Below are 24,215 nucleotides of genomic sequence, written 5' to 3'. Positions count from 1 at the left end.
CAGGAGCTTAAGCGTATCCAAGAAATCGCACACGCTCACGGCGGAGAGTGCCTCTCTGCACAGTATATTACTAACAGTCGAAAACTCTCATTTCGTTGCGCGGCGGGCCATGTCTGGGATGCTGTCCCATCATCTATTTTTATGGGTGCTTGGTGCAAGGAATGTATGGGGCAACGGACTTCAGCTACGCGCCGTGCCAAGCGAGACATCAACCCGTATTTACACATCATTGAGCAGCACGGCGGGAAATTCCTGGGCGAAGTGGAAGGCCTCAAATGGAAGATGCGCGTCTCGTGCTCCGCGGGGCACGAATGGGTGACAGAACCGGTAAGGCTTCGGGCAGGCTATTGGTGTCAAAAATGCAGTAGTCTTAAGAGAGGTCAGGAGCTCAAATTGACGATAGGCCAGCTCCAGCGGATTGCGGAGGGGCGAGGTGGTAGCCTTCTGTCGCGGCGCTATGTCAGGTCCTCCACCAAGTATCTGTGGCAGTGTGGTTTCGATCCTGCACATAAATGGCTTGCAAGTGCCAACAGCGTGAAGCGGGGATCTTGGTGTCCCACTTGCGCAGGGAAGCGGAAATTTCTGTTCGCCGGGGATGTGGATGAGTTTTTGAGGGATGAGCAGTTGTACCCTGATCCTAACTAACATCATGCCATTACCGCTGTTGGGATATCATCCCAGCGCGTGGTGAAATTGGGAGACAGGTTCTCCTGCCTCATCCGCCATTCGGCATTCTTACCTGTCAGGCCCAGACGGGCTTTGCCTCGCCCAAAACGGGCATTGATCTGGTCTAATGCCTCCATCAGCCCATCGAGCGGTTCGGGCACATCGAACAGAGATGCGGGCACGGCACTGGGCGCGGCAAGATCGAGCAGAAGAACCCCAGCCTTGCGCCAGCCATAACCATCACGCCAGATCCGCTCGAAGATCCGCAAGACTGCATCTGTGATCTGCCGCGTGTCGCTGGTTGGTCGCTGAAACGTGGCCGAGCCCGACACTGACTTCTGGTTAGCATTCTGATCGAACGGGTCAGTGCGGATGAACAGTTGCACCGCGCCAGCCACCTGGCCAGCATGACGAACCTTCTCTGAGACCCGTTCCGCAAAGCTCATCACGGCATCGTGAACCTGCTGCTTGTCTCGGATCGCCTCCCCGAAGGTGCGTGAACAGCAGGTGGTTTGTTTTGGAGCTGGTTGGTCATCGAGTGTTGATTGTCGTTGAGAAGTGACCCGTTATTTTCACTGAGAAGTGACCCGGGTGGTTGGTATATCCCGCGTTGCGGGTTTTGGGTCAAGAGGTTGGTTTTTCCTTTCTGTTTTTGGGCGCTGCGGCACTGGCGCGGAAGCGGAAGCTGTCATTCCCGGTCTCAAGGATGTGGCAGTGGTGCGTAAGTCGATCGAGCAAAGCGGTCGTCATCTTGGCATCACCGAACACACCGCCCCATTCGCTGAACGATAGATTGGTGGTGATGATGACGCTGGTCTGCTCATAAAGCTTGGAGAGCAGATGGAACAGCAGCGCGCCGCCTGATGGACTGAACGGCAGATAGCCTAACTCGTCGAGAATGACGAGATCAAGGCGCAGCAGGCGCTCGGCAACCTGGCCAGCTTTATTCATAGCCTTTTCCTGTTCCAGCGCATTGACCAGATCAACCGTGGAGAAGAAGCGGACCTTTTTGCGGTGATGCTCAACAGCCTGCACGCCAAGCGCTGTAGCCATGTGGCTTTTACCTGTCCCGGGACCGCCGATCAGTACGATATTGTCGGCACCGTCTATAAAATCTCCACGATGGAGTTGACGGATGAGGGCTTCATTCACCTCGCTGGCTGCAAAGTCGAACCCGGCCAGATCCTTGTAGGCCGGGAACCGGGCTGCCTTAATGTGGTAAGCGATGGATCTGACCTCACGTTCGGTCATCTCCGCCTTGAGCAGCTGCGAGAGGATCGGCACAGCCGCTTCGAACGCAGGGGCACCCTGTTCGATCAGGTCGCTGACGGCGCCAGCCATGCCGTACATCTTGAGGCCGCGTAGCATGACCACGATCGCGGCGCTGGCGGGATCATGACGCATGACGCGCCTCCTTGTTCCGGAGGGCATCGTAGCGCCCGACATTGGCTAGAGGCTCGCGCGCAAGGCGCAAAGCCTGTGGTGCATCTATAGGGGTTGGCGGGATAGCTTTGCCATCGGTCAAACGATGCAGGATATTGAGAACATGGGTCTTGGTCGCCACCCCAGCATCAAGGGCAAGCTCGACCGCGCATAGCACTGCCTGCTCATCATGATGCAGCACAAGCGCCAGTATCTCGGCCATCTCCCTGTCGCCGCCAGGCCGCTTGAGGATCAGCCCTTGCAACTGCCGGAACGCTTGCGGCAGTTCGGTGAAGGGTGCCCCGTTACGCAAGGCACCGGGCTTGCGTTGGATTACTGCCAGATAGTGGCGCCAGTCATACACCGTTTGGCCGGGCATATGGTGCGAGCGCTCAATAATCCGAACATGCTCGCACACGATCTGCCCTTCGGCAACAACAACGACCCGGTTCGGGTATATCCGCAGGCTCACCCGCTGGTTCGCAAACGATGCCGGCACGCTATAACGGTTACGGTCAAAGTTCACGAGGCAGGTCGGGGATACCCGCTTGCTGTGTTCGACAAAGCCGTCGAAGATACGGCCCTGCGGCATCAAGCTGGCGACTTCCTCGGCATGCACATCAGCCACGGTACCAGGCAGGCTACCGTGCTTGATATGCCCCCATTGCGCAATGCAATGTTCCTCCAGCCAAGCGTTCAGGGCATCGATATCGGGGAAGCTGGGCCCAGAGGCACTAAGGGGCTGCCACAGCCGCCGCCGCGCATCCTGCACGTTCTTCTCGACCTGTCCTTTCTCCCACCCCGAGGCCGGGTTACAGAAGTCTGCTTCGAACAGGTAATGGCTCGCCATAGCGGCAAAGCGCGCATTGACCTGTCTGACTTTGCCCCGGCCAATGCGATCGACCGCCGTCCTCATATTATCAAAAATACCCCGCTGGGGAACACCGCCCAGCACCCTGAACGCCTCAGCAAGCGCGTCGAACAGCATCTCGTGGGTCTGAAGTGGATATGCCCGAACAATGAACGCTCGGCTGTATGATAGCTTGGTATGCGCTACCTGCAACTTGGTCTGCCTGCCACCTATAATGGCCCAGTCTTCGCTCCAGTCGAACTGGAAGGCTTCACCCGCCGCAAACACCAAGGGCACAAAAGTGCCGCGTCCGCTGGTCTGCTGCTCGCGTTGGCGTTCAGCCTTCCAAGCGCGCACAAAGGCTGCAACCCGCTCGTAGGAACCGTCATAGCCCAATACCACAAGATCAGCGTGCATCTGCTTGGCTGTGCGCTTCTGCTTTCGCGACTTGCCAACCTCAATCCGCAGCCACCCCGACAGCTTCTCTGCAAACGGATCAAGCTTGCTCGGCCGAACAGAGGCCCTGAATACCGGTTCTAACGTGTCTGCACGTAAATACTTGCGGATCGTGTTCCGCGACAATCCTGTCCGCCGTACAATCTCACGGATCGGCATCCCTTGCCGAAAACGCCAGCGACGTATCACACTCAATAAATCCATGTTGATCACTCCTCATCCCCCCAACCGGTCGGTCAGGGTGTGGTTCAAACATGGGTCAAATCTCAGTGAAAACTTATGCCCCTAACGGGTCACTTCTCAACGACAATCAACAAGCTCGGGCTCGCCAAGGTTTACAACCATGACGAGATCCCGTGGTGCGGGCTCTTTGTAGCCATTGTCGCCAAGCGCGCTGGTAAAGCGCTGCCTAATCAACCGCTCTGGGCGCGCAACTGGGCAAAGTTCGGCAAGGCCGCTGACAAGGCCCAGCTAGGCGATGTGCTGGTGTTCCGCCGCGGTCAAGGATCAGGTCACGTCGGGCTTTATATCGGTGAAGATTATGGCGCTTACCATGTGCTTGGCGGCAACCAGTCTGATGGCGTGACCATCACCCGGATTGCCAAAGACCGCTGCATTGCCGTGCGCAGGCCGGCCTATCGCAAAGCGCCTGCGAGCGCGAAGCCCGTGCAGCTTGCCGCCACCGGCACTCTCTCGACCAACGAAGCCTGAGCGCTCGGCCGCCCGATTGCTTACCCGCGTAAGCAAGATCAACCGCCCGCCGCTTCTGGCGGGTTTTTCTTTGGAGAAGTGACATGGAAAACTTGAAGCCTTGGTGGACCTCGAAGGCCATCTGGACCGGGATCATCGGCAGCATCTGGGGTGTTGCAGGCGCTATCGGCATCTTGCCGGAAGGGCTCAGCCAGGCCGACGTTCTGACCGTGGTCCTGGCGCTCACCGGCATTGGCGGCGTCCTGTTCCGCAAGACGGCGACTACCCGGATCGGCTGATCCCAAGACATTCACCCGGCAGGCGGAGGTTTCGACCTCCGCTCGCCCTTTTACGAACAGGTGCAGGCATGACCAGACTGACACTCCGCCGGGGCGGCACCAGGCGGCTGCGCGCGACGCTCTATGCCGATCTCGCTGCGGGCGATCGACGAGATCTGACCGGTCTTTCGGCGCTGGTCGTCGATCAGAGCCCCAACATCGCTCTGCCAGTTATTACCATTCGCTCGCCGCCAACTTCGGGCGAAATCGAAGTGCTCTGGACTGACGAGCAGACAGCCAATCTCAAGCCAGGCGCTGGCCGGGTTTGGCTGATCATTGGCCTCGAAAACGGGGCAGGGGAGCGTGAGGTCTTGCCGGTCTTGACGTTCGATGTCGAATGACCAGCACCATCCAGATCCTCGAGACGGTGCAGACCATCGTCATCGAACCCCAGGGCATTGCTGGCCCGCGCGGTGAAACCGGCGCCACCGGTGCCCAAGGTCCTCAGGGACCGCCGGGCCCGCTTAGCACACTCAATGATCTGTCTGACGTCGACCTCACGCAGCCCGAAGGCGGCGATGTCCTGATTTTTTCATCCCCCGACAACCGGTGGACCAACACGAATTCGGCCAGGCTGGTCGATGGAGGTAATTTCTGATGGCCAATACTCTTCGTATCAAGCGCCGTGCTGCAGGTGGTGCGGCCGGGGCTCCGGCATCGCTCGCCAATGCCGAGCTCGCATTCAACGAGCAGGACAACACACTCTACTACGGCACCGGCACGGGAGGCGCTGGCGGCACGGCTACGTCGGTCATCGCCATCGGCGGCCCGGGCGCATTTGTCGGGATTTCAGGCGATCAGACGATCGCCGGGATCAAGACCTTCTCGAGCACGATTGCGGGTTCGATCTCCGGCAATGCCGGGACTGCAACCGCGCTGGCAACGGCGCGTTCGCTTGGCCTGTCCGGCGATGTAAGCGGCACGGCCTCGTTTAATGGCACCGCCAATGCGACCATTGCTGCGACGCTCGCGAATAGTGGCGTCACCGCTGGCTCCTATGGTTCGGCGACACAGGTCGGCCAGGTCACGGTCGATGCCAAGGGCCGGGTCACGGCCGCCAGCAACGTCGCGATCACGTTCCCGGTAACTTCGGTTGCAGGGCGCACCGGTGCCATCACCCTTACCACGACAGACGTCTCGGAAGGCACCAACCTCTACTATACTGACGTTCGGGTCCGTGCGAACCGCCTTGATCAGTTGGCAGCACCCACAGCCGCTGTGGCGCTGAACAGTCAGCGTATCACGGGTCTAGCCGACCCGACTGCAGCGCAGGATGCCGCCACCAAAAACTATGTTGATCTTACGGTTCAGGGCCTCGATCCCAAAGCGTCAGTGAAGGCTGCGTCGACCGCTAACATCGCGTCTCTGTCAGGTACCATGACCATCGATGGAGTGGCCCTTGTTGCCGGCGACCGTGTGCTGGTGAAAGACCAGACGACCACTTCGGCTAACGGCGTCTATGTCGTGGCGGCAGGCGCTTGGGCTCGCGCGGATGATCTGTCGACCTGGATTGAGCATGTCTCGGCTTATCTGTTTGTCGAACAGGGGACTGTAAACGCGGACATCGGATATCTTTGTACTGTCGATGCCGGCGGCACGCTCGGCACAACAGCGATTGTCTTCGTCCAGTTCAATGGCGCAGGCCAGATTGTTGCAGGGGCCGGTCTCACAAAGACCGGCAATACCATCGATGTGGGGGCGGGGACTGGTATCTCGGTTGCAGCTGACAGCATCGCTCTGACGGGGCAGGCCCTTGCGCTCCATAACCTGGCGACGAACGGCCTCGTCGTTCGGACGGCTGCGGACACAGTTACTGGACGGACGCTAACCGCTGGTTCCAACAAAATCGTTGTCACCAATGGAGATGGCGTTGGCGGCAATCCGACGATCGACGTAAATGAAGCCAACCTCACGCTGGGCAATATTGGCGGCACGCTAGGCGTGGCGAAGGGCGGCTCGGGTGCGATCGCGCTTACCGGCTACCTCAAGGGCAATGGAACTTCGGCATTCACAGCGTCTGCAACCATTCCCAACACTGATATCTCCGGCCTCGGCACCATGTCGACCCAGGCGGCGAGCAATGTCGCGATTACCGGCGGCTTGATTGACGGGATCACGCTGGATGGTGGAACCTTTTGATGCCGAGCACTATCCTGCTCAAGAGGTCTTCGACCGCTTCGAGCGTGCCGGTAGCGGGATCGCTGCAGGCGGGCGAACTCGCCGTCAATCTCGTCGACCAGAAGCTCTATTCGAAGACAGCAGCTGGAACCGTCGTGCAGGTGGGCTTTGGCAATCTGACATCTGGCATGGTCACGACCGCGCTCGGCTTCACTCCGCCTTCGCGCAGCAATTTTGCCGCCAACGCCCAGGCATCGGTGAGTGCTGCGGACATCCGCAATCTTGCAAACCCGTTAACGGGTCTCGGATACGGTGCGGGGGTCCGATTTAGGTTTTCGTCGCTCAACGACGACAGCGCCGCGCCCTACGCTGATGTGATCGATCTATCGACGTACATTGATGGCACGGGCGGCGGGTACAATGCTCTCTACTTCGGAAAGAGCTCCCAGACGATTCTGCACAAATATGCTGCCGCTGGTGCGACGTCCTGGACGGTAAAGACACTTGGCTATGCTGACGGATCCAATGCGTCTGGCACCTGGGGGATCTCGATCACCGGTTCCTCAGGATCCTGCGCCGGCAATGCCGCGACAGCGACTAGGTGGGCCACCGGGCGCACCATTTCGCTGACCGGCGATGTGACCGGGACGAGCGGCAGCTTCGATGGCTCTGGCAATCTTTCGTTCGCCTCCTCGCTCGCTAACAGCGGCGTGACTGCAGGGACCTACCTCAAGGTCACCGTAGACGCCAAAGGGCGGGTGACAGCGGGTTCTTCGATGACGTCGGGCGAAGTGACCGGCGCACTGGGCTTTACGCCGGCCAACAAGGCAGGCGAAAGCTTCACTGGCAGCATCTCAGTGTCGGGGACAATCACCGCAACTGGCGATGTGACGGCGTTTTCCGATGCTAGGCTTAAGACCGACGTGGAGACGGTTTCTGAGGCCTTAGATCGCGTCCGCAAGCTTCGTGGGGTGACCTTCACTCGTCTTGACACGGGCAATCGCGGCATTGGCTTAATTGCCCAGGAATTGGCTCCCATCGTGCCGGAGGTGGTCATGACCCATGGAGATGGGCTCATGTCCGTTGCCTACGGCAACCTTGCTGCATTGTTGATTGAGGCGGTTAAGGAGCTCAGCTGCAAGGTTGAGCAGCTCTCATATGACCAGAGGCATCCGATCGGCACTGGCTGACTTATGTGTTATACCAACCTGCATTGATCACAACTCACTGGCCCATTTACGATGACCGATGGTCGTAATGCGCCAAGGCTGATCTATGAGTTTGTTCCATAACTCCTCGTCCAGCCAAGGATGCATAAGGCCATAAACTCTAACTGCAAATGATCCAAAATTCAGGTGGCAGAGCAAACTTATCTGACAGCTGCCGCTTGCATGGCACGAAAGACTGGATCATTCTCGATCAATGAGCATCAAAGTGGTTCAACTGGAGATCGAACGTTTTCTGGCAGACTCGCAAGCAGGCGTCTTGGTCATTGCCGGCAAGTGGGGTGTCGGCAAGACTTATGCTTGGAATAGCTACCTGAAACGAGCTGCGGAAAAGGGCCAGTTCTCAGCCGAACACTATGCTTACGTGTCGCTATTTGGCCTCGGTAACCTTGATGAGCTCAAGGCTTCGGTTTTTCAGAATACCATCCGCAGAGCTGACATCGGTAGACCGGCAGACTTGGAAACGCTCGACGGCATGGTGCGCTCGGCACCCGGACTCTGGCGCAAAGCTGGAACCGTCGGGAGGCTGTTTCCGGGGGGCGACAAATACCTATCAATGTTTGAAAAGGTCGGCTTCTTCTGGGTGAAAAACCAGGTTGTTTGCATAGACGACTTGGAGCGAAGGAGTAAGTCCCTCGACGTCCGCGATGTGCTTGGTCTCATCTCGCACCTTAAAGAGCAGAGAGGATGTAAAATTATCCTGCTGCTCAACGATGAGAGGATGGAAGGTGAGGACGGGGAAGAGTTTAAAACCAGCCTGGAAAAAATAGCTGACGTAACCTTGCGGTTTGAGCCCACTCCGGCCGAAGCCGCAGCAATAGGCGTAGATGCGAACACACCGTTCGGCGATAAGCTGCGCGCGAACTGCGAGGCCTTGGGTATCGTCAATATCAGAACCATCAAGAAGATCGAGCGACTTGGCTGTCGGTTGCTCGAGGAACTTAAAGGGTTCGACGAGAGGGTATTTAACCAAGGGCTTCATACGCTCACGCTCCTGTGCTTCTCCAGGCTACAGCCGCACGACGCGCCCACGCTCGACTTCATAGAAGGCATGAGCGACTTCCACGCTGCCTTCGACAAGCTTGCAAGTCACGAAGATCGTCCGCCTGAACACGCACACTGGCAAGCGCTACTGAGCTCTTATGAATTTACGATGATGGACGAATTCGACTCAGTCATCCTAAGAGCCGTGAATCAAGGTCACTTCAATCCAGACACTCTGCGTGAACAAGCAGTTGGACTGCAGAAACGCTTGGAAGCAGCCGACCAAGACCAGTCCTTTCAGATGGCGTGGGATGCTTATCACGGGTCCTTCGACGACAATGCTTATGACGTTACCAATGCGATGGTCGAGGCAGTTCGAAAGACCCCATCGGCAATCTCCCCGATGAACCTCTCCTCAACGATTGGTCTTCTTAAGGATCTCGGATGGGATGGCGACATCCGAGAACTCGTCACTGGATATGTGAAGGCGCGGCAGGACGAAAACCAGGATTTTTGGGATCTGTCGCAGGCTGCTTTTGGCGGAGATGTGAAGGATCCTGATGTTCGCGAAGCGTTCGCGGCCAAACTCGCCACCTACAATGAGCGCCGCGACCCTGTGCAAGTTCTAATGGAGATTGGGCAGAAGCACGGGTGGAGCCCCGATGATGTCACATTCCTTGCCACCCTTTCGTCTGAAGACTTCTACAACATATTCAAACGCCTGCGAGACACCGAACTTCGGCGGGCGATTGCGGGTTCTTTGATTTTCCGAAACATCAGCAACGCTGTTGAGCCAATGGCGACTGTCACCACAAATGCCGAATCAGCTTTGCGGCGGATAGGCCAAGAGTCCATCATAAACCGGCGACGCGTGATACAACGTGGGGTTACGGTCCCGGAGCCAGAGAACACCGAGCCACCGGGCTGAAACGCGCCTACAGCTGCAACAGCAAATCCCGCTGCTCCTGCCAGCAATCGGGGATAGGCCGCTTGAGCATCTGCAAGTTGATGCCCCGCGGTTGACGTCCAGCAAGCAACATTTCCACAATGTCAGGAGCTAGCAAGGTCATCCGCAAAAGCCGGCTAAGATAGGAGCGGTCGATTTTCTCCTTCGCCGCGATGTCATCAACGCTTTTGAATACGCCCTGCCCGACATCCAGTTGCCTAAACTCAAATAGTTGAACGTCGGCCAAACCCCCACATAGCTGTTGCAGCGATAAAAAGTCTGCTCTGAAATATCCACCCGGCGCTGCTGGTCTTCAACCGGGGCGACTTTTTGGCTTGATCCAGTGGGTGGAAAAACTGTTCCCCGCAGGATCGTCTCTCCTTTGCGCTACGTTTTTTCCGATAATTTCGATGCCAGAGATCAATTTTCTGAAGAAACGGCAAAAGGTTCGACGTAAAATTTTTTTGATTGTGATTATGTGAAAAATATTATTTATATTTATAAGGAGTAAATTCTAAAAATTAAAAGCAATTTAAAATTATTCATTTTAAATATTTATTTATTTCAAATGTATTTTAAGAGGGCTTAAAATTGTGAACATCAATGCGGCCGCACGTATATCTGCAAACTTGGCAACTTTTGTCTATTTGCTGGCAAGTCCAGCCGCACAGGCAGCAGAAACAGTTACGCATACTTACGACGAGCTTGGTCGGTTAATATCGAGCAGCAAGTCGGGCGGCCCTGCCGCGGGATCGCAGACGACGACCGCTTATGATCCAGCAGGTAATCGATCGAACCAAACAACGACCGGCGTAGCCGGCGGGGGTGGCGGAACGCCTCCACCGCCTCCAACGGGCAATCAACCGCCAATTGCTAATGCTGATGCTGTTTCTGTGATGTGCAACGCTACAACGACTGTCAACGTGACCGCTAATGACACGGATCCTGAGGGCAATTTGCCGCTCACTGTGTTGTCTGTGACGCTGCCTCCATTGAGCACTGCTTCGGCAACGGTGGTTTCCGCCAGTTCAATCCAAGTGTGGGGAGCAGCGTTCGCCGAGACGGTGCAGGCAAGTTACTCGGTCAAAGACTCATTGGGAGCGGCCTCATCGGGGACTTTGACCATCATTACCACAGGAACATTTGCACAATGCTCGCAGTGAAGCTGAGGTTTAAGAAACGAGCTCGGGCGATATCAGTTATGGGGGCTGGAATGAGTGGGATAAGCCAAAATAGGGCATTGCAGTCTAAATATGTTATCAGCGCAATCGGGCTGACTTTTGTTTTAGCCGCGCCGGCATTGGCACAAGAACGTCCAGCCGGTTTTGAGCCTATGAATGTTGTGGCAGATATAAATGGCGTAGACCTGTTGTCAGGTAAAATGACCTTTCCGGTGCCGCCATTATCTGTGGCTGTTGCGCCGGAATTGTCGATCACCCGTATTCAAGATATTGTAAACTACATCAGCGGAACAAGATTTATCGACGCTAATGGTGATCCGCAGATAAATGCTGATCTTAGGGTAGGCGCTGGCACGTCGGAGCGGTTTGAATGCCCCAATGCGTTGTGTGTTTCAAAATCGGGACGGCATGGTGCTCTCGCTGGTGGCCCTGGACTAACGATTGGTGCTCCGGGGTTGTTTACATATACGGAAGGCGGAAGCGGCCGACAGTTTCGGTACGATCAGACAGCATCTCAGTCGATTACCGGCGGGACGCAGCCAGGACAGGGAAGCAATGTCTTCACCTATTGGGCATCGCAAGTCACATCTCCCGATGGCGTTGTGTTGGACTTCGAATATGATATTTTCACTTTTTCTGCCAACACGCGCAATCTTCGTCCGATCAAAGTCAAATCGAACCGCGGATTTCAGCTGCGCATTACCTATGCAAGCAATGATCCCTATAATGTAGCATGGGCCGTCCCGTCGGTAGCCGCGATTTACCGCGAGGGCGAGTTCGGGGCGCCTATTGCCAGTGTGGCCTATCCGGCGGGCAGTGCCAGCGACATGGCAGGCGCTGTTTGGACCGGCAATTTCCAAAACAGTCTCGGCGTGAACGGCAGCGTCGCCAATGGAGGCTATCGGCCGCCAACCAATGCTGCAGATCAAATTGTCGCGACGAGTACGGTTAGCGACGAGCGGGGGCCGCTTCTCACTTCCATTGTGAAGGGTGCAACGCAGAGTTGGAGCTATGCCTATTCGCACGCTACAACCAATAGCGGAACGAACAATCCCTATGTAGCAAACCGCACGGTCACGATCACAGGTCCAGCAAGTTACTTCCGCAAGGTCTGGATAACCGAGGGGCGTAAATCAAACGCTCGGATCACGCAGGAGCAAGACGCGCTCAACCGCACGACATTCTATACGACCGATAGCTTTGGTCGCATTACGCGAGTACAAATGCCCGAGGGCAATGCGGTCGAGCTCACCTATGACCTTATGGGCAATATCACAAAGAAGACGGCCAAGGCTAAAATTGGCAGCGGTCTTGTAGACATAATAGAGGAAGCGACCTTCCCGACGGACCCGTTATGTCCAGACAATGCCTATGCCTATTGCTATCGCCCGCTGACGGTGAAGGACGGCAAGGGTAATATCACCGACTATGAATGGACCAGCTTTGGTGCGTTGGCAAAGGTAACCAGCCCAACCCAACCGAATGGCAACCGTCCGCAAAAGCGGATTGAATATGTTCAACGCTTTGCCTGGTACAATAATGGTAGTGGCACTTTCGTGCGCTCGCCGACCGGCATTTGGCTTAAGTCACGCGAACGATTTTGTAAAACGAGCGCAGCGTCGGGAAACAGCTGTGCAGGCGGTGCCAATGATGAGGTTGTGACCGACTATGATTATGGCCCCGATAGCGGACCCAATTATCTTTTGCTGCGCGGTATCGCGGTAACCGCCACAAATTCATCGGGTGTTTTGGAGACCCTTCGCACTTGTTTTACTTATGATGCGCGGGGGAACAAGATATCCGAGACTCAGCCTCTGGGCACGGGGAGCACCTGCCCATGAGCCGCACTTTTGCTCGACTTCGCTTGTCTGCAGGCGCGATCGCCGTCGCAACAGGGCTTATTGTCCCGTCGCTCGCATATGCACAAGCCTCGCCAGCGCCCTATATGTCGGCAATGCGTTATGACGCGGCTAATCGCCCTACCGGCACGATCGCGCCCGATCCGGATGGCGCAGGTCCGCTTAAATATGCCGCCACGCGCACCACCTATGATGCGTCGGGCCGAATGACGAAAGTCGAGACCGGCGAGCTTGCGAGTTGGCAATCCGAATCGATAGCGCCGGCCAACTGGTCGGGCTTTACGGTGCTGTCGAGCGTCGAGACTGCCTATGATGTTTTGGACCGAAAGATCCAGACGCTCGGCAAGGATGCGACCGGCGCCATCGTCTCGGCACAGCAGATCAGCTATGATGCAAGAGGGCGGCTCGATTGCACGGCAACGCGGATGAACCTGTCGGCCATTCCCGCGCTGGGCAGCAATGCCTGTACGCTTGGTACTGCTGGAAGTTTTGGCAACGACCGCATTACGCAGAATATCTACGACGTCGCTGGTCAATTGCTGGTGATCAAGAGGGCCGTAGGCACGCCCCGCGCGCAGGATTATGTGACCTACACCTACACGTTGAATGGCAAGCAGGCGACGGTGAAGGATGCCAACGGCAATCTGGCCAGCATGAGCTATGACGGACATGATCGGCAGGCCCGCTGGACCTTCCCGTCGAAAACTACGGCGGGACAGGTCAACACCGCTGACTATGAAGAATATGGCTACGATGCCAATGGCAACCGCACATCCTTGCGCAAGCGCGACGGCAGCGTGCTTACCTACCAATATGACAATCTGAACCGGATGACGGTAAAGATCGTGCCCGAACGCGCAGGGCTTGCAGCGACACATACGCGAGATGTCTATTATGGCTATGACAATCGAGGGCTTCAGCTTTACGCCCGGTTCGACAGTGCCTCGGGCGAAGGTGTTGGATCAAGCTATGACGGCTTTGGGCGTCTGACCAGCACCAGCTTGGTGATGGACGGTGCAACTCGAACCTTGAGCTACGCTCGCGACAAGAACGGCAACCGCACCCGTGTCACCTACCCTGACAGCAATTACTTCCAGTTTGCCTATGACGGGCTCAACCGGATGACTTTGATGCAGCGCAATGCCGACAATGGCATAGCGGGGTTCACTTACAACAATCGCGGTGGCCGCTTGCAGGTGGCGAGCGGCAGCTACACCAATTACGGGTATGACAATGCGGGACGGCTGACGAGCATAGCGCAGGACATGACCGGCACGGTGAACGACGTGACCTATGGCCTCGATGCCTACAACCCCGCCAGCCAAGTGACGCAGCGCAGCACGAGCAACGATGCTTATGTCTACACGGGCGATGTGAATGTGAATCGCAATTATGCGGTGAACGGGCTCAATCAATATACCAGTGCAGGTCCTGCGACGTTCGGTTATGATGCCAATGGCAATCTGACGAGCGATGGAGCGAACAGCTTTGTCTATGATGTGGAGAACAGGCTGGTGAGCAGGACGGGCCCAGCGACGGCGAACCTGCGCTATGATCCGCTTGGGCGGCTGTATGAGACATCGGGCGGCGCTGCAGGGATTACGCGGTTCCTCTATGATGGCGATGAGCTGGTTGCTGAATATAACGGCGCTGGCACGATGCTGCGCCGCTATGTCCATGGCAGCGGCGTCGACGATCCGATGGCGGTGTTCGAAGGCAGCGGCGTGGCCGATAGCGCGGCGCGGCTCGTCAAGACCAACCATCAGGGCAGTGTCGTTGCCTTAACTGACTGGAACGGCAATTTGCTCTCGAAAAACAGCTATGACGACTGGGGCATACCAGGCAGCACCAATGCGAGCATCGCCCAGGGCGGCAGGTTCAGTTACACGGGCCAGGCGTGGGTCCCAGAGCTTGGCATGTACTATTACAAGGCCCGCATCTACTCACCTACGCTCGGCAGGTTCATGCAGACCGATCCGATCGGGTATAAGGATCAGATCAATCTTTACGCCTATGTGGGGAATGATCCGGTCAATAAAGTTGATCCCAGTGGGCAATATACATGTAAATCTAAGGAAGCATGTGATGCCGCACGAGGGGCAATCAAAGAGATAAAACAAGCGAAGGATCGCTATTTGTCGCCAAAAACAGGATCACTCATTGCGCCTGCGGCCGGTCGAGCGCTGGGAAAAACTCTATCATCTCTTGGGAAGGAGAATGATGGAAAGGGCCCAACTATCGAAGTCGGAAAAGTTGATGGGCATGCGAGGGGGAAGTTCGATCCAAGCAACAGCACAATAACTCTAGACGTTGCTGATATAAAATTGACTAAAGTATCGGTAGGAGGAGTTTTAGCACATGAAGTTCAGCACTATCGGCAAAGGCATGAAGAATTAGGTGACGTTCCGGCAGAGGTTAGACCAATTGCTATTCAGTACTTAGTTGATGTTTCTCTTGGGTACACGAATAATTATAATTCGGAGAAATACATTAATAATAGATTGAGAGCATATTGTCCGATTGGCGGAGAAATATGCAATAGACTTGTTAATTTATCGATGAAACAAGAATTAGACAAGGAATTTTAGCAATGAGGTTTCTCGCTTTTGTTTTTCTTCTGTCTAGCTGCGTTCGTAGTGATGCTTACCCAAAAATCGTAACTGAAGAACAATATTTGAATATTGATAAATGCTGGAAAAATAAAGAAGGAAGAATTTCGGCTTTTATTGTTCTATCAGAATTAGATGAATCATATAGTCCCTTTTTTATTTCTCCATTTTGTAAAGTTGAAAAGAAAGGAGTTGATTTTACGATAGGTGGATCGCCCTCTCTTAAAGTTTCTGGAGACAATGGCCTAGCAAAGCTAAATTCTTTTATCAAAAAGCCTATATCGTCTAACATAAAATCAGATATTATATCTGATAAAAAATCGATATATCTTTTTTCAGGAAATTTAAAAAAAATATACTCCTTAGAAAATAGACAAAGCGTGTATGAAATATCTGATATATTTTACCTATTCGATGCCAAAATTTCAGAATTAGAATTTGGAAAATTTGATGCTAAGGATCGATATAGGTTTTTTCAATCAAAAAGTAATCGAGCAAATAATCGGAAACTGAATGATTAGTTTAGGAATGCACTTGAATTCAATTAAAACTACGATTACATGTGCGATGTCCCCTAAATTATCAACACTTGCCCCCCCCGCACAACCGCTCTCTTATCCTTTCCCATAGCCTCGGCCAGTACAACCCTGCCGGCCGCCTCAATGCGCTGGCGCACACATCGCTCGGCTTGAACTATGGCTATGGATACAACCCCGCCAGCCAAGTGACGCAGCGCAGCACGAGCAACGATGCTTATGTCTACACGGGCGATGTCAATGTAAACCGCAACTATGCGGTGAACGGGCGCAATCAATATATCAGTGCAGGTCCTGCGACGTTCGGTTATGATGCCAATGGCAATCTCACAAGCGATGGAGCGAGCAGCTTTGTCTATGACGTGGAAAACAGGCTGGTGAGCCGGACAGGCGCAGCAACGGCGAACCTGCGCTATGATCCGCTTGGGCGGCTGTATTTCGACCGTCGTGTGCCGAATGAAACCATTTAAATCAGCGTAATATCTGGCGTTGACCTGCATTGCAATCAACTGCGCGTAAGCGCTACATCCGTTGCGGATATAGATCGCCCATCTTAAAATCAGCCTCCATCAGGGCGCATGACCGCCGCTCCTGCATACGGATCATAATTGTTCGTATCGATTGAACGCTTTGGCGTTTTGGCAAAATGCGGTGGCGGCGGAACAATTGCGGTTCGAGAAGAAACGTCCACCGCAGTTGCCTCACGGAGACCGTCTGCTATTCCTTTCGCACCAAACAGCAGGAAGCACCCCAATACCGCAGCCAAACCCCGCCGTACCGCGAGGCGTCCCGAGAGCATGGCAAAACCCATCCATGCAATACCAATGGCAGCGATAAAGGTGGCAAGTGGGCCGACAATCAAGTCGCTGACCCAAGCCGCCGAAGCGGCTATTGCGCTGGACGCTGGAGCATCAGTAAGGATTGTCTGCACCGTCGCAAAAGCAATCGCAGACAAAATCATTGGCGCAGTTCCAGCGCGGTCACCGTCCGCTGACCTTGTACCCGGCCCAATTGGACATACACGTCGATGCTGGCGCGTATGTAATGCGTAATGCTTTGTCGGTCGAGATGAGTGCCCGATTCTAGCACCAATAAAACCAGCTGCTCGATTGCGCGTGCGGGACTGTCTGCATGGATTGTGGTCATCGATCCAGGGTGCCCCGTATTGACCGCGCGAAGGAAGGTGAAAGCCTCAGGTCCGCGCAGCTCGCCAAGGATGATGCGGTCAGGGCGCATGCGCAACGAGGCATTTAGTAGATCCTCCATCGATACAACCGCCTCTCCAAGCGCGCTGCGTGCTGCGAGTAGGCCAACCATATTTTGATGGGGGGCTTTGAGCTCCGGCGTATCCTCAATGAGGATAAGTCGTTCATTCGCGTCAACCTCGCGGAGTAGGGCATTTAGGAACGTTGTCTTGCCGCTGGAAGTACCGCCCGAGATGAAGATGTTGCACCGCTCGCGTACCGCGAGCTTGAGCAGTCCGCGATAATCACCTGCTTTTTTCAGAGTTTCTAAGCGCGATTGAACCGGCGCGCGTTCTTGCCCATGACGCAGATGATCGAACGCCCCTGCTGCTGCATAATCGTCCAGTCCCATATCGGTAGCGACATATTTGCGGATTGCTATAGCGACATCGCCGCGTGTTGCTGGTGGCATTGCGATCTGCACGCGCGAACCGCCGGGAAGGCTGGCTGAAAGCAAAGGATGCTCGCGGCTAATGCCCTGAGAGGATTGCGCCGCAATTTGGCGCGCTAACCGTTCAAGCACCGGCGCATCAAGTCCGGTCACTGGTGCAAATTCTACTGCTCCTCCCAGCCGCTCAATCCAGAGCTCATTGGGCTTATTGATATAAATATCTGTGATATCAGAAGCCTCAAGATATGGGCCGAGCGCCTCCAGATAATGGTCAAGGTAGACCGTCTCGCCCATGGCGGTTAGTCAACTCCAGAAAAATCGAGGTCGCGTGCGACAAACACCGCTATGCGCGTGCCATGCTTGACGCGAAGCGTTGGTTTGGGAGGCTCGCTGATCAACTTAGACCCAGCTTGCTGCGCTGCTTGCGGAAAGGTTACAATTATGCCGCTATCATTTGTGGCTGCGCGGGACGCTGCTAGAGCGCCAAAATCGATCGTTGATTGAAGGAGTGCGCCCAAAAGTCGTTCTCCAAAATGTGTGTCGACTTCTCCTTTGACACCGGCTCGGCCCAATGTGTCGGAAGCTGGCGAATCGAGCGCAATTGTAACCCCATCGGGACGAATAAGCCGCCCCCAAGCGATCTCCGCTCGGCTCTGACCGCTAGCAATATCGCCCTTATACTCTCCGAACACCCGACTCCCTCTGGGAATGAGAATTAATGTGCCAGAGGAGTTATACACATCGTTCGACAGAATCGCACGGACTTGACCCGCCCGGGTGGAATCAAGCGCGGTCTCAAGTACCGCATATATCAGCGTACCTTGCGTCACGATCCGACTGCGATCAACCGCTGGAGCTGCGACCGAGGTAGTGCGCGTCGATGACAGTGACCGTTCGCTTCCCGGCGCGAGCGCTGCGGCAGCCGCTGAGGCGATATCATAAACAATGAGAGGTGCCGAGCGTCCCGGATCAGGTGTCTGTGGACTAGGCAGGGCCGGTGGAGGCAGATAGGCAGGCGATGGTTGTACCTGTATGACTGATGCCGAACTTGGGACAGTGGTTAGCCTCACAGGCGGCAATCGCTCACGCGAGTTTTGTCGATCGTCATATAGCTTCCGGTCCAATGCCGGGGGCGCAAATGTGAGGGGGCCCAGCGAATATGCTTGGGGTATGGGTAATGTCGGGCCAGGCCGGTTAGCCACTGCAAAATCTCGCGGCGGCGCAATCTCAGGAAATGCATTGGACTTGCGGTTGCTCTCAAGCGCAAAGAAGAGCAGGACGCCCGCGAGCCCAATTCCACCAAGGCCGAGCCACAGCGTGCGATTGCCGCGATCCTCCCCGACCAGCGGCAAGCCATTATCCGCCGCATCATGGATCGGATCACCTTTACTCACCTGAGGAACCTTTGAGCTTGCGGCGCGTTGCGGTCGCTATTTGGCGGTCGATCCGAAAAATAAGCTTTTGCGGCGCGCCCGCAATTACGAAGCGCCCATTCTCCATCTCTCCATTGACCAGCGCCTCAACGCCATTTTCGAAAGTGAAAATTGCAGGGATCGGAGCGTCGGCCTGCCACTCAATGATAGTGCGTGTTCCGTCCTGATAGACACTCGCCGGGCGCAACATTTTCGAGCCCGAAATGCGATAGACAAATTGGCGTTCAACCTCGACTGCTGCGGTCAACGTTGAGCGGCCCGGATAGATGACTTTCACATGATAGGCACCAATATTGCCGTAGCTACCCGTTGCGTTGAGCTCGAAATTATACACCCGCCCTGCGGTTACGACCGTCATATTGGTGGCTTCGGTTGCATTGGCGTTTTTAACGAAGAAGAAGTCACCGCGCTTGCCTGCAGAAACCGTCCATGCAACGCTGTCACCTACGGCGATAGTCTGGATTATCTCACCGGCTCCGAGCTCAACCATGGTCTGGATGCCGGCAGGTACCGACAGCCGAATAATCTGCGCTGGATCATATTCTACGCTCTGAATACGCGGATCACCGCCGCTCGGTTGCGGATAGATCTGTGCGTCGACTGCCGGCGCGGCGACAAAAAGCAACGCCAAAGATGGGAGTGTCTTTCTCACCGGCCAGAAGCTCTAGGCGTTGCAGGTTGCAGGGGCTGCGATTCCGGCATCGGCGGCTGGATAGCGGGATTAGGCCCAGTCGCATTATTTTCCTGCAGCTGAACGGGAAGCGATTCTGCATCCTTGTGATAGCTGGTTACCTCAAAGCCCAGAGGGTTTACGAGCCGATCTTCAAAAGTCATGGGTGCATTCGAGTAGCGATAGCGGATGACTGCGACCCAATTCTCTTCAGGCTGGGCTGCAGCGCCAGGATCATTTCGTGAGGTAGCAAAACGCACCAATGCGCTATCGTTCGAGAGCTTAGAGACTGAGCGGATCTCAACATCGATCACAGTGTTCCTTGGAAAGCGGGTCAAGGGGCTGTCAGGATGCCCCGCCTGCATCATGCTGATATAGCGATTGCGGGCAGCACCTGCCGACCAGAGAGCGACCTTCTTAAACTGGCCTTGGACGGTCGCAATATCGAAACCTTCGCGCGCAACCACATATTGTGCCAAGAAGGATCGGGTAAGTGCTTCATCGGCGCTAATCTTTTGCGGGCGCCTCGGATCGATGGCCTGAACAAAGCCTGTTTGCTTGTCGACGAGAAGCGTTTGTGGAACGATTGTCTTTAGAGGCAGCATGAAAACAATTGTAAGCGCTAGTAGGAAGGCGATCACGCTTGCAACGAGCGCGACTATCCATGCGACCTTGCGCGATGCATGGATAGATTGAGTGCGCTCATCGGCCCAGCTGCCGGCCTGGGTATAATAAGCATCAAGCTTCTCACGGGTCTCCATATTCATGTTGTTGATCTTCTTTTGAGGGCTTGGCTTCCAACTCGGCGTGAAGGCGCATGATAACTGCGGCCAAGCGGCGTGTTCGTAACTCGATCCAAGGTGCTGGCCGTGCCATTTGGCAAGAGTGTGCGATTTGCCGGCACTATGTTGCTCGATCGGCTGGCTTGGCCGCCTTCGCGATCAAGTGTCTGACGGACCGATTGCGCTAACAGTTGTGCACGGCCTTGCTCGGCAAGCCTGTGTGGATTTTCTGGAAAGTTGGGATGCCAGGTCGCGTTTTGACTATGCAAGCCGTGCGTTGCATGTTCGATCAGCGCCTGTACTTTAACTGCTGCGGCCGATGCATAGGCGATCTTTAGCGCCAACACTAACATGCCTACCATCGCGACCGAAAATGCTATGGTCAGTGCCAGCAATTCAAACGGCGCGGCAAGCGTTGCTACTCGCGCAGCCCGTAGTGCGAGCACTTGGGCAAGCCAAGGCTCAATGACGGCGAGCTCAACACCAATGACAATGGCTGTCCCGATCGATCCGATTGAAATCGCGATCAGTGATCTTAGCCATCCAAAAAAGAGAAAGCGCGTCGCTTCGAAAAGCAGAAACCCAGCAAACAGCGGAGCGAGCGCGATAAATATCCCGCCTGCAAGCCGCAGTAGACCGAAGCTGCCGATGATGCTGCCGACAAACAGCGTCTTGCCCCAGCCAAGCGAGGCATCCTCACTTAATGGAGGCGCAATCGTACTATCGAGCCGCCTTGAAGAAACATCAGTCCTGCCGCTGCCGACCTCCACAAGCGCCATGATGCCGCTGTCGACGGCTGACAACCTAGCAGCAAGGCCTCCTGCTGATCCGGGCAGCGCCGATGCTTTGCCGATTGACGCACTTATTTCGGCAGGACCTTTGAGAACCACATCGTAAACAACGGTTCGATAGGCAGGCCAGCTTGTGGCAAGCGCCATTACGAAACCGACTTTGAGAGCGGTTGCGATCCATTCATCGATCGTCAAGGGTTTAGCGGTCAGGAAGCGGATACCGATGATCGCTATGAAAATCGCAAGTAATGAGGTGAGCGCGAGCGCGACTGGCGAACCGGTGCTCGCCAAAGTCTGGTAGCCAGCTTCACCGATGCTCTGTGCCTGGCAGTCGAAATTGGCAAGCGTTGCTGCCAAAAACCCGGAACCGGTTGGAGGCGCTGCACAGCTCACCGCGCTTGCTCCAGCAGCTTCTGCATCCAGTCATCCTTGCCGCCCGGTTTTGCGCGCAGCTCATCGGCCAGCCGCACAGTTTTCTCACGGCCAGAAAGGATGGTGAGAATGTCAGGCTCGCTGCTCAGATCGAGCCGCACCACTGCGCTCTCTCCACCATGTTTAACAAGGAAGCAGTGCGCGCTGTCAGGCAGAGTGCGGATTAGATCAAGCTCATGGCCGGTAAGGCCAAAACCGGCACAATAATCTTCAGCGTTGGCCTTTGGGTTTACCATGAAGATCTGGGTTGCCGCCTGTTCAATAATCGCGCTGGCAATCTTGGAATCTAGAGCGTCGCGCGCGCTTTGCGTCGCAAAGCCGACAATGCCGTTTCGCTTGCGGATCGTTTTTTCCCAATCCTTGATACGCCGGACAAAGACGTCGTCGTCGAGCGCCTTCCAACCTTCATCAACGACGATGATGGCCGGGCTACCATCCAATCGCTGCTCGACGCGGTGGAACAGGTACATCATCGCGGGCGTGCGCAGCGCCGGATCATCGAGGATCGCAGTCATATCAAAGCCGACTACGCGTGCGTTCAGATCAGTTGCATCCTTGCTGTTATCAAACAGCCAGGCGCGCTCGCCATTGCCCCACCAGGGTTTGAGCCGCGACCAGAGATCGGCCCCGTGTGGACGCGCGCCGCCGCGGAACAGCTCGACCAGATGTTTCAATCGACGGTGCGGCAGAGGCTGAACGAAATTGGCGTCAATCGCATCTTTGATCTGCGCCTGCTCTTCGACGTTGACCCCGCCAGCCAGCAAGGCCACCCAATCGATCAGAAACTGCCGGTTGGTGGGACTATCCTCCAGCTGCAACGGATTGAGGCCCGAAGGTACATCGGGATGCAGCCGGTCGTAACTGCCGCCAACCGCGCGGATAAACAGGTCGCCTCCTCGATCCTTGTCGAAGAAGATGATCCGCGGATCATATTTGCGCGCCTGCGCGAGCAGGAAATTTAGGACTACGGTTTTGCCCGACCCCGACGGCCCAATAACCGTAAAATTGCCCAAATCGCCGTTATGGAAGTTAAAGAAATAAGGCCCGGCAGCCGTTGTTTCGAGCAAGCTCACAGCTTCGCCCCAATGATTGCCCTTAGCCGAACCCACGGCAAAATTATGCCCGCTCGCAAGTCCAGCAAAGTTGCCAGTCGAGATCAGCGCGCGGCGGGCGATGTATTTGAAGTTTGCCGGGAACTGTGCCCAAAAGGCAGGCTCAAGTCCGATATCCTCGCGCACTGCGTTGATACCCAGATCGGAGAGGCTGGCGGTGATATCGGCGACATGGCGGTCGATCTCGTGCAATGTCTCGCCATGCACTGCGACAGTCATATGATGTTCGCCAAAGCCAGCGCGCCCGGCCGCGACCTGATCCTTTGCCTCTGACAGTTCTGCGCGTAAAGATATGGCTTCATCCTCGGCCGAGCGCATCCGGCGCAGCGCGAGGTTCATTTTGCCAAGCGTCGCCGCCCGGTCGACAAAGGCGAAGGACTGGCTGACGGTCATCTCGCACGGCAGCCGCATAATTGCGTCGAACATGCCGGGAGTGGTTTGCGCGGCATAATCTTTTACTGAGACGATAGCGCTGAACTTGCGCGGCAGGTGGCCATTCGCGGAAAGTTCGATCGCATTGCGGCCGAAGCTTATCCGACGCGCAGGGATATGCATCCCCAAATCTTCATAAGGCAATTGCATAGGCGCCAGTTCGCCGTTGAACAGCGCGCCCAAGAACTCAATCGGTTCTGAGTATAATCCGCCCTCGCTTTCATAAACCGAAAGCAATCGCGGGCTGTAATGGCCAAGGGCTGCCATCAATGCTTCGCGCGCTGCATTCAGTTGGTGCACCTCGGTAGCAAAGCTCGCGGCCTTACTATTGTCCGCAGCGCCAAGCCACGCGCGCAGTCGGTCCGCCACGCCCAGCCCACCCTGCAACGGGCGGCGCACTAATGTCAGGTAAAGCTCATTCACATAGAGCTTACGCTCACCCAGTCGCTGGCGCCATTTGTCGTCAAGGGTTTGCGAGAAGCAATCGGGAAAACGTGCCTCTAGCTTCATATCAACCCGCCGCCGGATGATGTGATGATAGAGCGCAAAACGCGACGAGCCTATGGATTGCAGCATCGCATCGCGTAAGCCCTTGCGGTAGTTAAGTTCTTCGTTGTCAGCGGTTTCGAACAGCATTCCGCGTAGCGTGATGCATTGCATCAGCATCCCGTCGCGGGTCTCTATCGTATGGTCGTCACGCTGCGCCGCATAAGGCAAATGCGCGCCCGCCGGCTTCTCACGCGCTGCGATCTCGGCGCGGCTCAGGGGCGATACGAGTTGCATCGCCAGTAATCATGGTTACGCACCCGCCCGCAAAAGCGCAAACGGGTGAGCGATATGTCGATGATCCGAGGTTCCTTGAGGCAATAGAGCGCAGCAATCCCGTGCAGCACAATCGTAGGTATGAGCACCCAGAGCGATTTAAAGATCAGGAACAGTTCAGCTGCCAGCACCGCGTTAATCACGAAAAAACTATAGGTAACGCCTGCAAACATCTGCGGGCGCGTCAGTGCCACGAAAAGCCGGTCCTGCTCCAACCGCGCCACC

Annotated in this window: 25 protein-coding genes and 1 pseudogene (1 of these 26 running past the window's edge); 13 read left to right on the top strand and 13 right to left on the bottom strand. The window is 55.6% G+C overall.

The annotated features are described in order from the left end of the window. Positions 1-645 carry the end of a hypothetical protein gene (locus RSE16_01025; GenBank protein WRH76087.1) on the top strand. It extends 1,221 nt beyond the left edge of the window, so the window shows 645 of its 1,866 coding nt (coding positions 1,222-1,866); its start codon lies off the left edge, out of view; the stop codon is at positions 643-645. 2 nt (positions 646-647) lie between these two features. On the opposite strand, the gene RSE16_01020 is transcribed toward RSE16_01025, so the two are convergent. The 4 genes and pseudogenes from RSE16_01020 to istA form a co-directional block, all read right to left on the bottom strand. Next, positions 648-803 (bottom strand): DUF4113 domain-containing protein, encoded by a 156-nt coding sequence (locus tag RSE16_01020; GenBank protein ID WRH77387.1) that lies wholly within the window; start codon positions 801-803, stop codon positions 648-650. 72 nt (positions 804-875) lie between these two features. Beyond that, positions 876-1,163: pseudogene (locus RSE16_01015) on the bottom strand (Y-family DNA polymerase). 127 nt (positions 1,164-1,290) lie between these two features. Continuing rightward, positions 1,291-2,070 (bottom strand): IS21-like element helper ATPase IstB, encoded by a 780-nt coding sequence (gene istB / locus RSE16_01010; protein ID WRH76086.1) that lies wholly within the window; start codon positions 2,068-2,070, stop codon positions 1,291-1,293. After that, entirely contained in the window at positions 2,060-3,598 is a 1,539-nt protein-coding gene (gene istA / locus RSE16_01005; protein ID WRH76085.1) for an IS21 family transposase, read from the bottom strand. The genes istB and istA overlap by 11 nt, the downstream gene beginning before the upstream one ends. Positions 3,599-3,673: 75 nt before the next feature. Between istA and RSE16_01000 the strand changes: the two genes are divergently transcribed. From RSE16_01000 to RSE16_00970, 7 genes are all read left to right on the top strand, one after another. Beyond that, a complete protein-coding gene (locus tag RSE16_01000) occupies positions 3,674-4,105 on the top strand; it encodes a TIGR02594 family protein (protein ID WRH76084.1) in 432 nt (143 codons plus the stop codon). 83 nt (positions 4,106-4,188) lie between these two features. Next, complete coding sequence (locus RSE16_00995) at positions 4,189-4,383, top strand: hypothetical protein (GenBank protein ID WRH76083.1); 195 nt, start codon at positions 4,189-4,191, stop codon at positions 4,381-4,383. A gap of 68 nt (positions 4,384-4,451) precedes the next feature. Continuing rightward, entirely contained in the window at positions 4,452-4,763 is a 312-nt protein-coding gene (locus RSE16_00990) for a hypothetical protein (protein WRH76082.1), read from the top strand. Then, positions 4,760-5,020 carry a collagen-like protein gene (locus RSE16_00985; protein WRH76081.1) on the top strand — a complete coding sequence of 87 codons (261 nt, stop codon included), beginning with the start codon at positions 4,760-4,762 and terminating at the stop codon, positions 5,018-5,020. The genes RSE16_00990 and RSE16_00985 overlap by 4 nt, the downstream gene beginning before the upstream one ends. Beyond that, the gene (locus RSE16_00980) at positions 5,020-6,561 is read left to right on the top strand and encodes a hypothetical protein (protein ID WRH76080.1); all 1,542 of its coding nucleotides are present in this window, start codon (positions 5,020-5,022) and stop codon (positions 6,559-6,561) included. The genes RSE16_00985 and RSE16_00980 overlap by 1 nt, the downstream gene beginning before the upstream one ends. Next, the gene (locus tag RSE16_00975) at positions 6,561-7,730 is read left to right on the top strand and encodes a tail fiber domain-containing protein (protein ID WRH76079.1); all 1,170 of its coding nucleotides are present in this window, start codon (positions 6,561-6,563) and stop codon (positions 7,728-7,730) included. Before RSE16_00980 ends, RSE16_00975 begins: the two co-directional genes overlap by 1 nt. Positions 7,731-7,962: 232 nt before the next feature. Continuing rightward, positions 7,963-9,678, top strand: coding sequence for a hypothetical protein (locus RSE16_00970; protein ID WRH76078.1), 1,716 nt, complete (start codon positions 7,963-7,965; stop codon positions 9,676-9,678). Between the two features lie 7 nt (positions 9,679-9,685). Here RSE16_00970 and RSE16_00965 read toward each other — a convergent pair whose 3' ends face one another. Further along, on the bottom strand, positions 9,686-9,943 hold the full coding sequence (locus RSE16_00965; GenBank protein WRH76077.1) for a hypothetical protein: 258 nt from the start codon (positions 9,941-9,943) through the stop codon (positions 9,686-9,688). A gap of 346 nt (positions 9,944-10,289) precedes the next feature. Here RSE16_00965 and RSE16_00960 point away from each other — a divergent pair, with 346 nt between their 5' ends. The 5 genes from RSE16_00960 to RSE16_00940 all read left to right on the top strand — a co-directional run bounded on the left by RSE16_00960 (position 10,290) and on the right by RSE16_00940 (position 16,351). Continuing rightward, positions 10,290-10,859 carry a hypothetical protein gene (locus RSE16_00960; protein ID WRH76076.1) on the top strand — a complete coding sequence of 190 codons (570 nt, stop codon included), beginning with the start codon at positions 10,290-10,292 and terminating at the stop codon, positions 10,857-10,859. 206 nt (positions 10,860-11,065) lie between these two features. Next, on the top strand, positions 11,066-12,718 hold the full coding sequence (locus RSE16_00955; GenBank protein WRH76075.1) for a hypothetical protein: 1,653 nt from the start codon (positions 11,066-11,068) through the stop codon (positions 12,716-12,718). Further along, entirely contained in the window at positions 12,715-15,324 is a 2,610-nt protein-coding gene (locus RSE16_00950) for an RHS repeat-associated core domain-containing protein (GenBank protein ID WRH76074.1), read from the top strand. Before RSE16_00955 ends, RSE16_00950 begins: the two co-directional genes overlap by 4 nt. 2 nt (positions 15,325-15,326) lie before the next feature. Beyond that, complete coding sequence (locus tag RSE16_00945) at positions 15,327-15,866, top strand: hypothetical protein (protein ID WRH76073.1); 540 nt, start codon at positions 15,327-15,329, stop codon at positions 15,864-15,866. Between the two features lie 68 nt (positions 15,867-15,934). After that, complete coding sequence (locus RSE16_00940; protein ID WRH76072.1) at positions 15,935-16,351, top strand: hypothetical protein; 417 nt, start codon at positions 15,935-15,937, stop codon at positions 16,349-16,351. An 89-nt stretch (positions 16,352-16,440) separates the two neighbouring features. On the opposite strand, the gene RSE16_00935 is transcribed toward RSE16_00940, so the two are convergent. The 8 genes from RSE16_00935 to RSE16_00900 are packed head-to-tail and all read right to left on the bottom strand — an operon-like array spanning position 16,441 to position 24,214. After that, positions 16,441-16,842: a TrbC/VirB2 family protein gene (locus RSE16_00935; GenBank protein ID WRH76071.1), complete on the bottom strand. Its 402-nt coding sequence runs from the start codon at positions 16,840-16,842 to the stop codon at positions 16,441-16,443. Beyond that, positions 16,839-17,810, bottom strand: coding sequence for a P-type DNA transfer ATPase VirB11 (gene virB11, locus RSE16_00930; protein WRH76070.1), 972 nt, complete (start codon positions 17,808-17,810; stop codon positions 16,839-16,841). The genes RSE16_00935 and virB11 overlap by 4 nt, the downstream gene beginning before the upstream one ends. Positions 17,811-17,815: 5 nt before the next feature. Beyond that, the gene (locus RSE16_00925) at positions 17,816-18,910 is read right to left on the bottom strand and encodes a TrbI/VirB10 family protein (GenBank protein ID WRH76069.1); all 1,095 of its coding nucleotides are present in this window, start codon (positions 18,908-18,910) and stop codon (positions 17,816-17,818) included. After that, positions 18,903-19,601: a TrbG/VirB9 family P-type conjugative transfer protein gene (locus tag RSE16_00920; GenBank protein WRH76068.1), complete on the bottom strand. Its 699-nt coding sequence runs from the start codon at positions 19,599-19,601 to the stop codon at positions 18,903-18,905. Before RSE16_00920 ends, RSE16_00925 begins: the two co-directional genes overlap by 8 nt. Further along, positions 19,598-20,386, bottom strand: coding sequence for a type IV secretion system protein (locus RSE16_00915; GenBank protein ID WRH76067.1), 789 nt, complete (start codon positions 20,384-20,386; stop codon positions 19,598-19,600). Before RSE16_00915 ends, RSE16_00920 begins: the two co-directional genes overlap by 4 nt. Continuing rightward, positions 20,383-21,549, bottom strand: coding sequence for a type IV secretion system protein (locus RSE16_00910; GenBank protein WRH76066.1), 1,167 nt, complete (start codon positions 21,547-21,549; stop codon positions 20,383-20,385). Before RSE16_00910 ends, RSE16_00915 begins: the two co-directional genes overlap by 4 nt. 32 nt (positions 21,550-21,581) lie before the next feature. Further along, the gene (locus tag RSE16_00905; GenBank protein WRH76065.1) at positions 21,582-23,951 is read right to left on the bottom strand and encodes a VirB4 family type IV secretion system protein; all 2,370 of its coding nucleotides are present in this window, start codon (positions 23,949-23,951) and stop codon (positions 21,582-21,584) included. After that, positions 23,930-24,214 carry a VirB3 family type IV secretion system protein gene (locus RSE16_00900; GenBank protein WRH76064.1) on the bottom strand — a complete coding sequence of 95 codons (285 nt, stop codon included), beginning with the start codon at positions 24,212-24,214 and terminating at the stop codon, positions 23,930-23,932. Before RSE16_00900 ends, RSE16_00905 begins: the two co-directional genes overlap by 22 nt. Between the last annotated feature and the right edge of the window lies 1 nt (position 24,215).

It is taken from the genome of Sphingobium sp. (assembly GCA_035196065.1).
Lineage (GTDB): Bacteria > Pseudomonadota > Alphaproteobacteria > Sphingomonadales > Sphingomonadaceae > Sphingorhabdus_B > Sphingorhabdus_B rara.
This window is presented reverse-complemented; position numbering and strand designations above follow the sequence as displayed.

Bases quoted from the DNA above. Each gene is read 5' to 3' on its own strand.
- RSE16_01020 (WRH77387.1), bottom strand. From the start codon at position 803: ATGGAGGCATTAGACCAGATCAATGCCCGTTTTGGGCGAGGCAAAGCC.
- istB (WRH76086.1), bottom strand. From the start codon at position 2,070: ATGCGTCATGATCCCGCCAGCGCCGCGATCGTGGTCATGCTACGCGGC.
- istA (WRH76085.1), bottom strand. From the start codon at position 3,598: ATGGATTTATTGAGTGTGATACGTCGCTGGCGTTTTCGGCAAGGGATG.
- RSE16_01000 (WRH76084.1), top strand. From the start codon at position 3,674: ATGCCCCTAACGGGTCACTTCTCAACGACAATCAACAAGCTCGGGCTC.
- RSE16_00995 (WRH76083.1), top strand. From the start codon at position 4,189: ATGGAAAACTTGAAGCCTTGGTGGACCTCGAAGGCCATCTGGACCGGG.
- RSE16_00990 (WRH76082.1), top strand. From the start codon at position 4,452: ATGACCAGACTGACACTCCGCCGGGGCGGCACCAGGCGGCTGCGCGCG.
- RSE16_00985 (WRH76081.1), top strand. From the start codon at position 4,760: ATGACCAGCACCATCCAGATCCTCGAGACGGTGCAGACCATCGTCATC.
- RSE16_00980 (WRH76080.1), top strand. From the start codon at position 5,020: ATGGCCAATACTCTTCGTATCAAGCGCCGTGCTGCAGGTGGTGCGGCC.
- RSE16_00975 (WRH76079.1), top strand. From the start codon at position 6,561: ATGCCGAGCACTATCCTGCTCAAGAGGTCTTCGACCGCTTCGAGCGTG.
- RSE16_00970 (WRH76078.1), top strand. From the start codon at position 7,963: ATGAGCATCAAAGTGGTTCAACTGGAGATCGAACGTTTTCTGGCAGAC.
- RSE16_00950 (WRH76074.1), top strand. From the start codon at position 12,715: ATGAGCCGCACTTTTGCTCGACTTCGCTTGTCTGCAGGCGCGATCGCC.
- RSE16_00945 (WRH76073.1), top strand. From the start codon at position 15,327: ATGAGGTTTCTCGCTTTTGTTTTTCTTCTGTCTAGCTGCGTTCGTAGT.
- RSE16_00935 (WRH76071.1), bottom strand. From the start codon at position 16,842: ATGATTTTGTCTGCGATTGCTTTTGCGACGGTGCAGACAATCCTTACT.
- virB11 (WRH76070.1), bottom strand. From the start codon at position 17,810: ATGGGCGAGACGGTCTACCTTGACCATTATCTGGAGGCGCTCGGCCCA.
- RSE16_00915 (WRH76067.1), bottom strand. From the start codon at position 20,386: ATGAATATGGAGACCCGTGAGAAGCTTGATGCTTATTATACCCAGGCC.
- RSE16_00905 (WRH76065.1), bottom strand. From the start codon at position 23,951: ATGCAACTCGTATCGCCCCTGAGCCGCGCCGAGATCGCAGCGCGTGAG.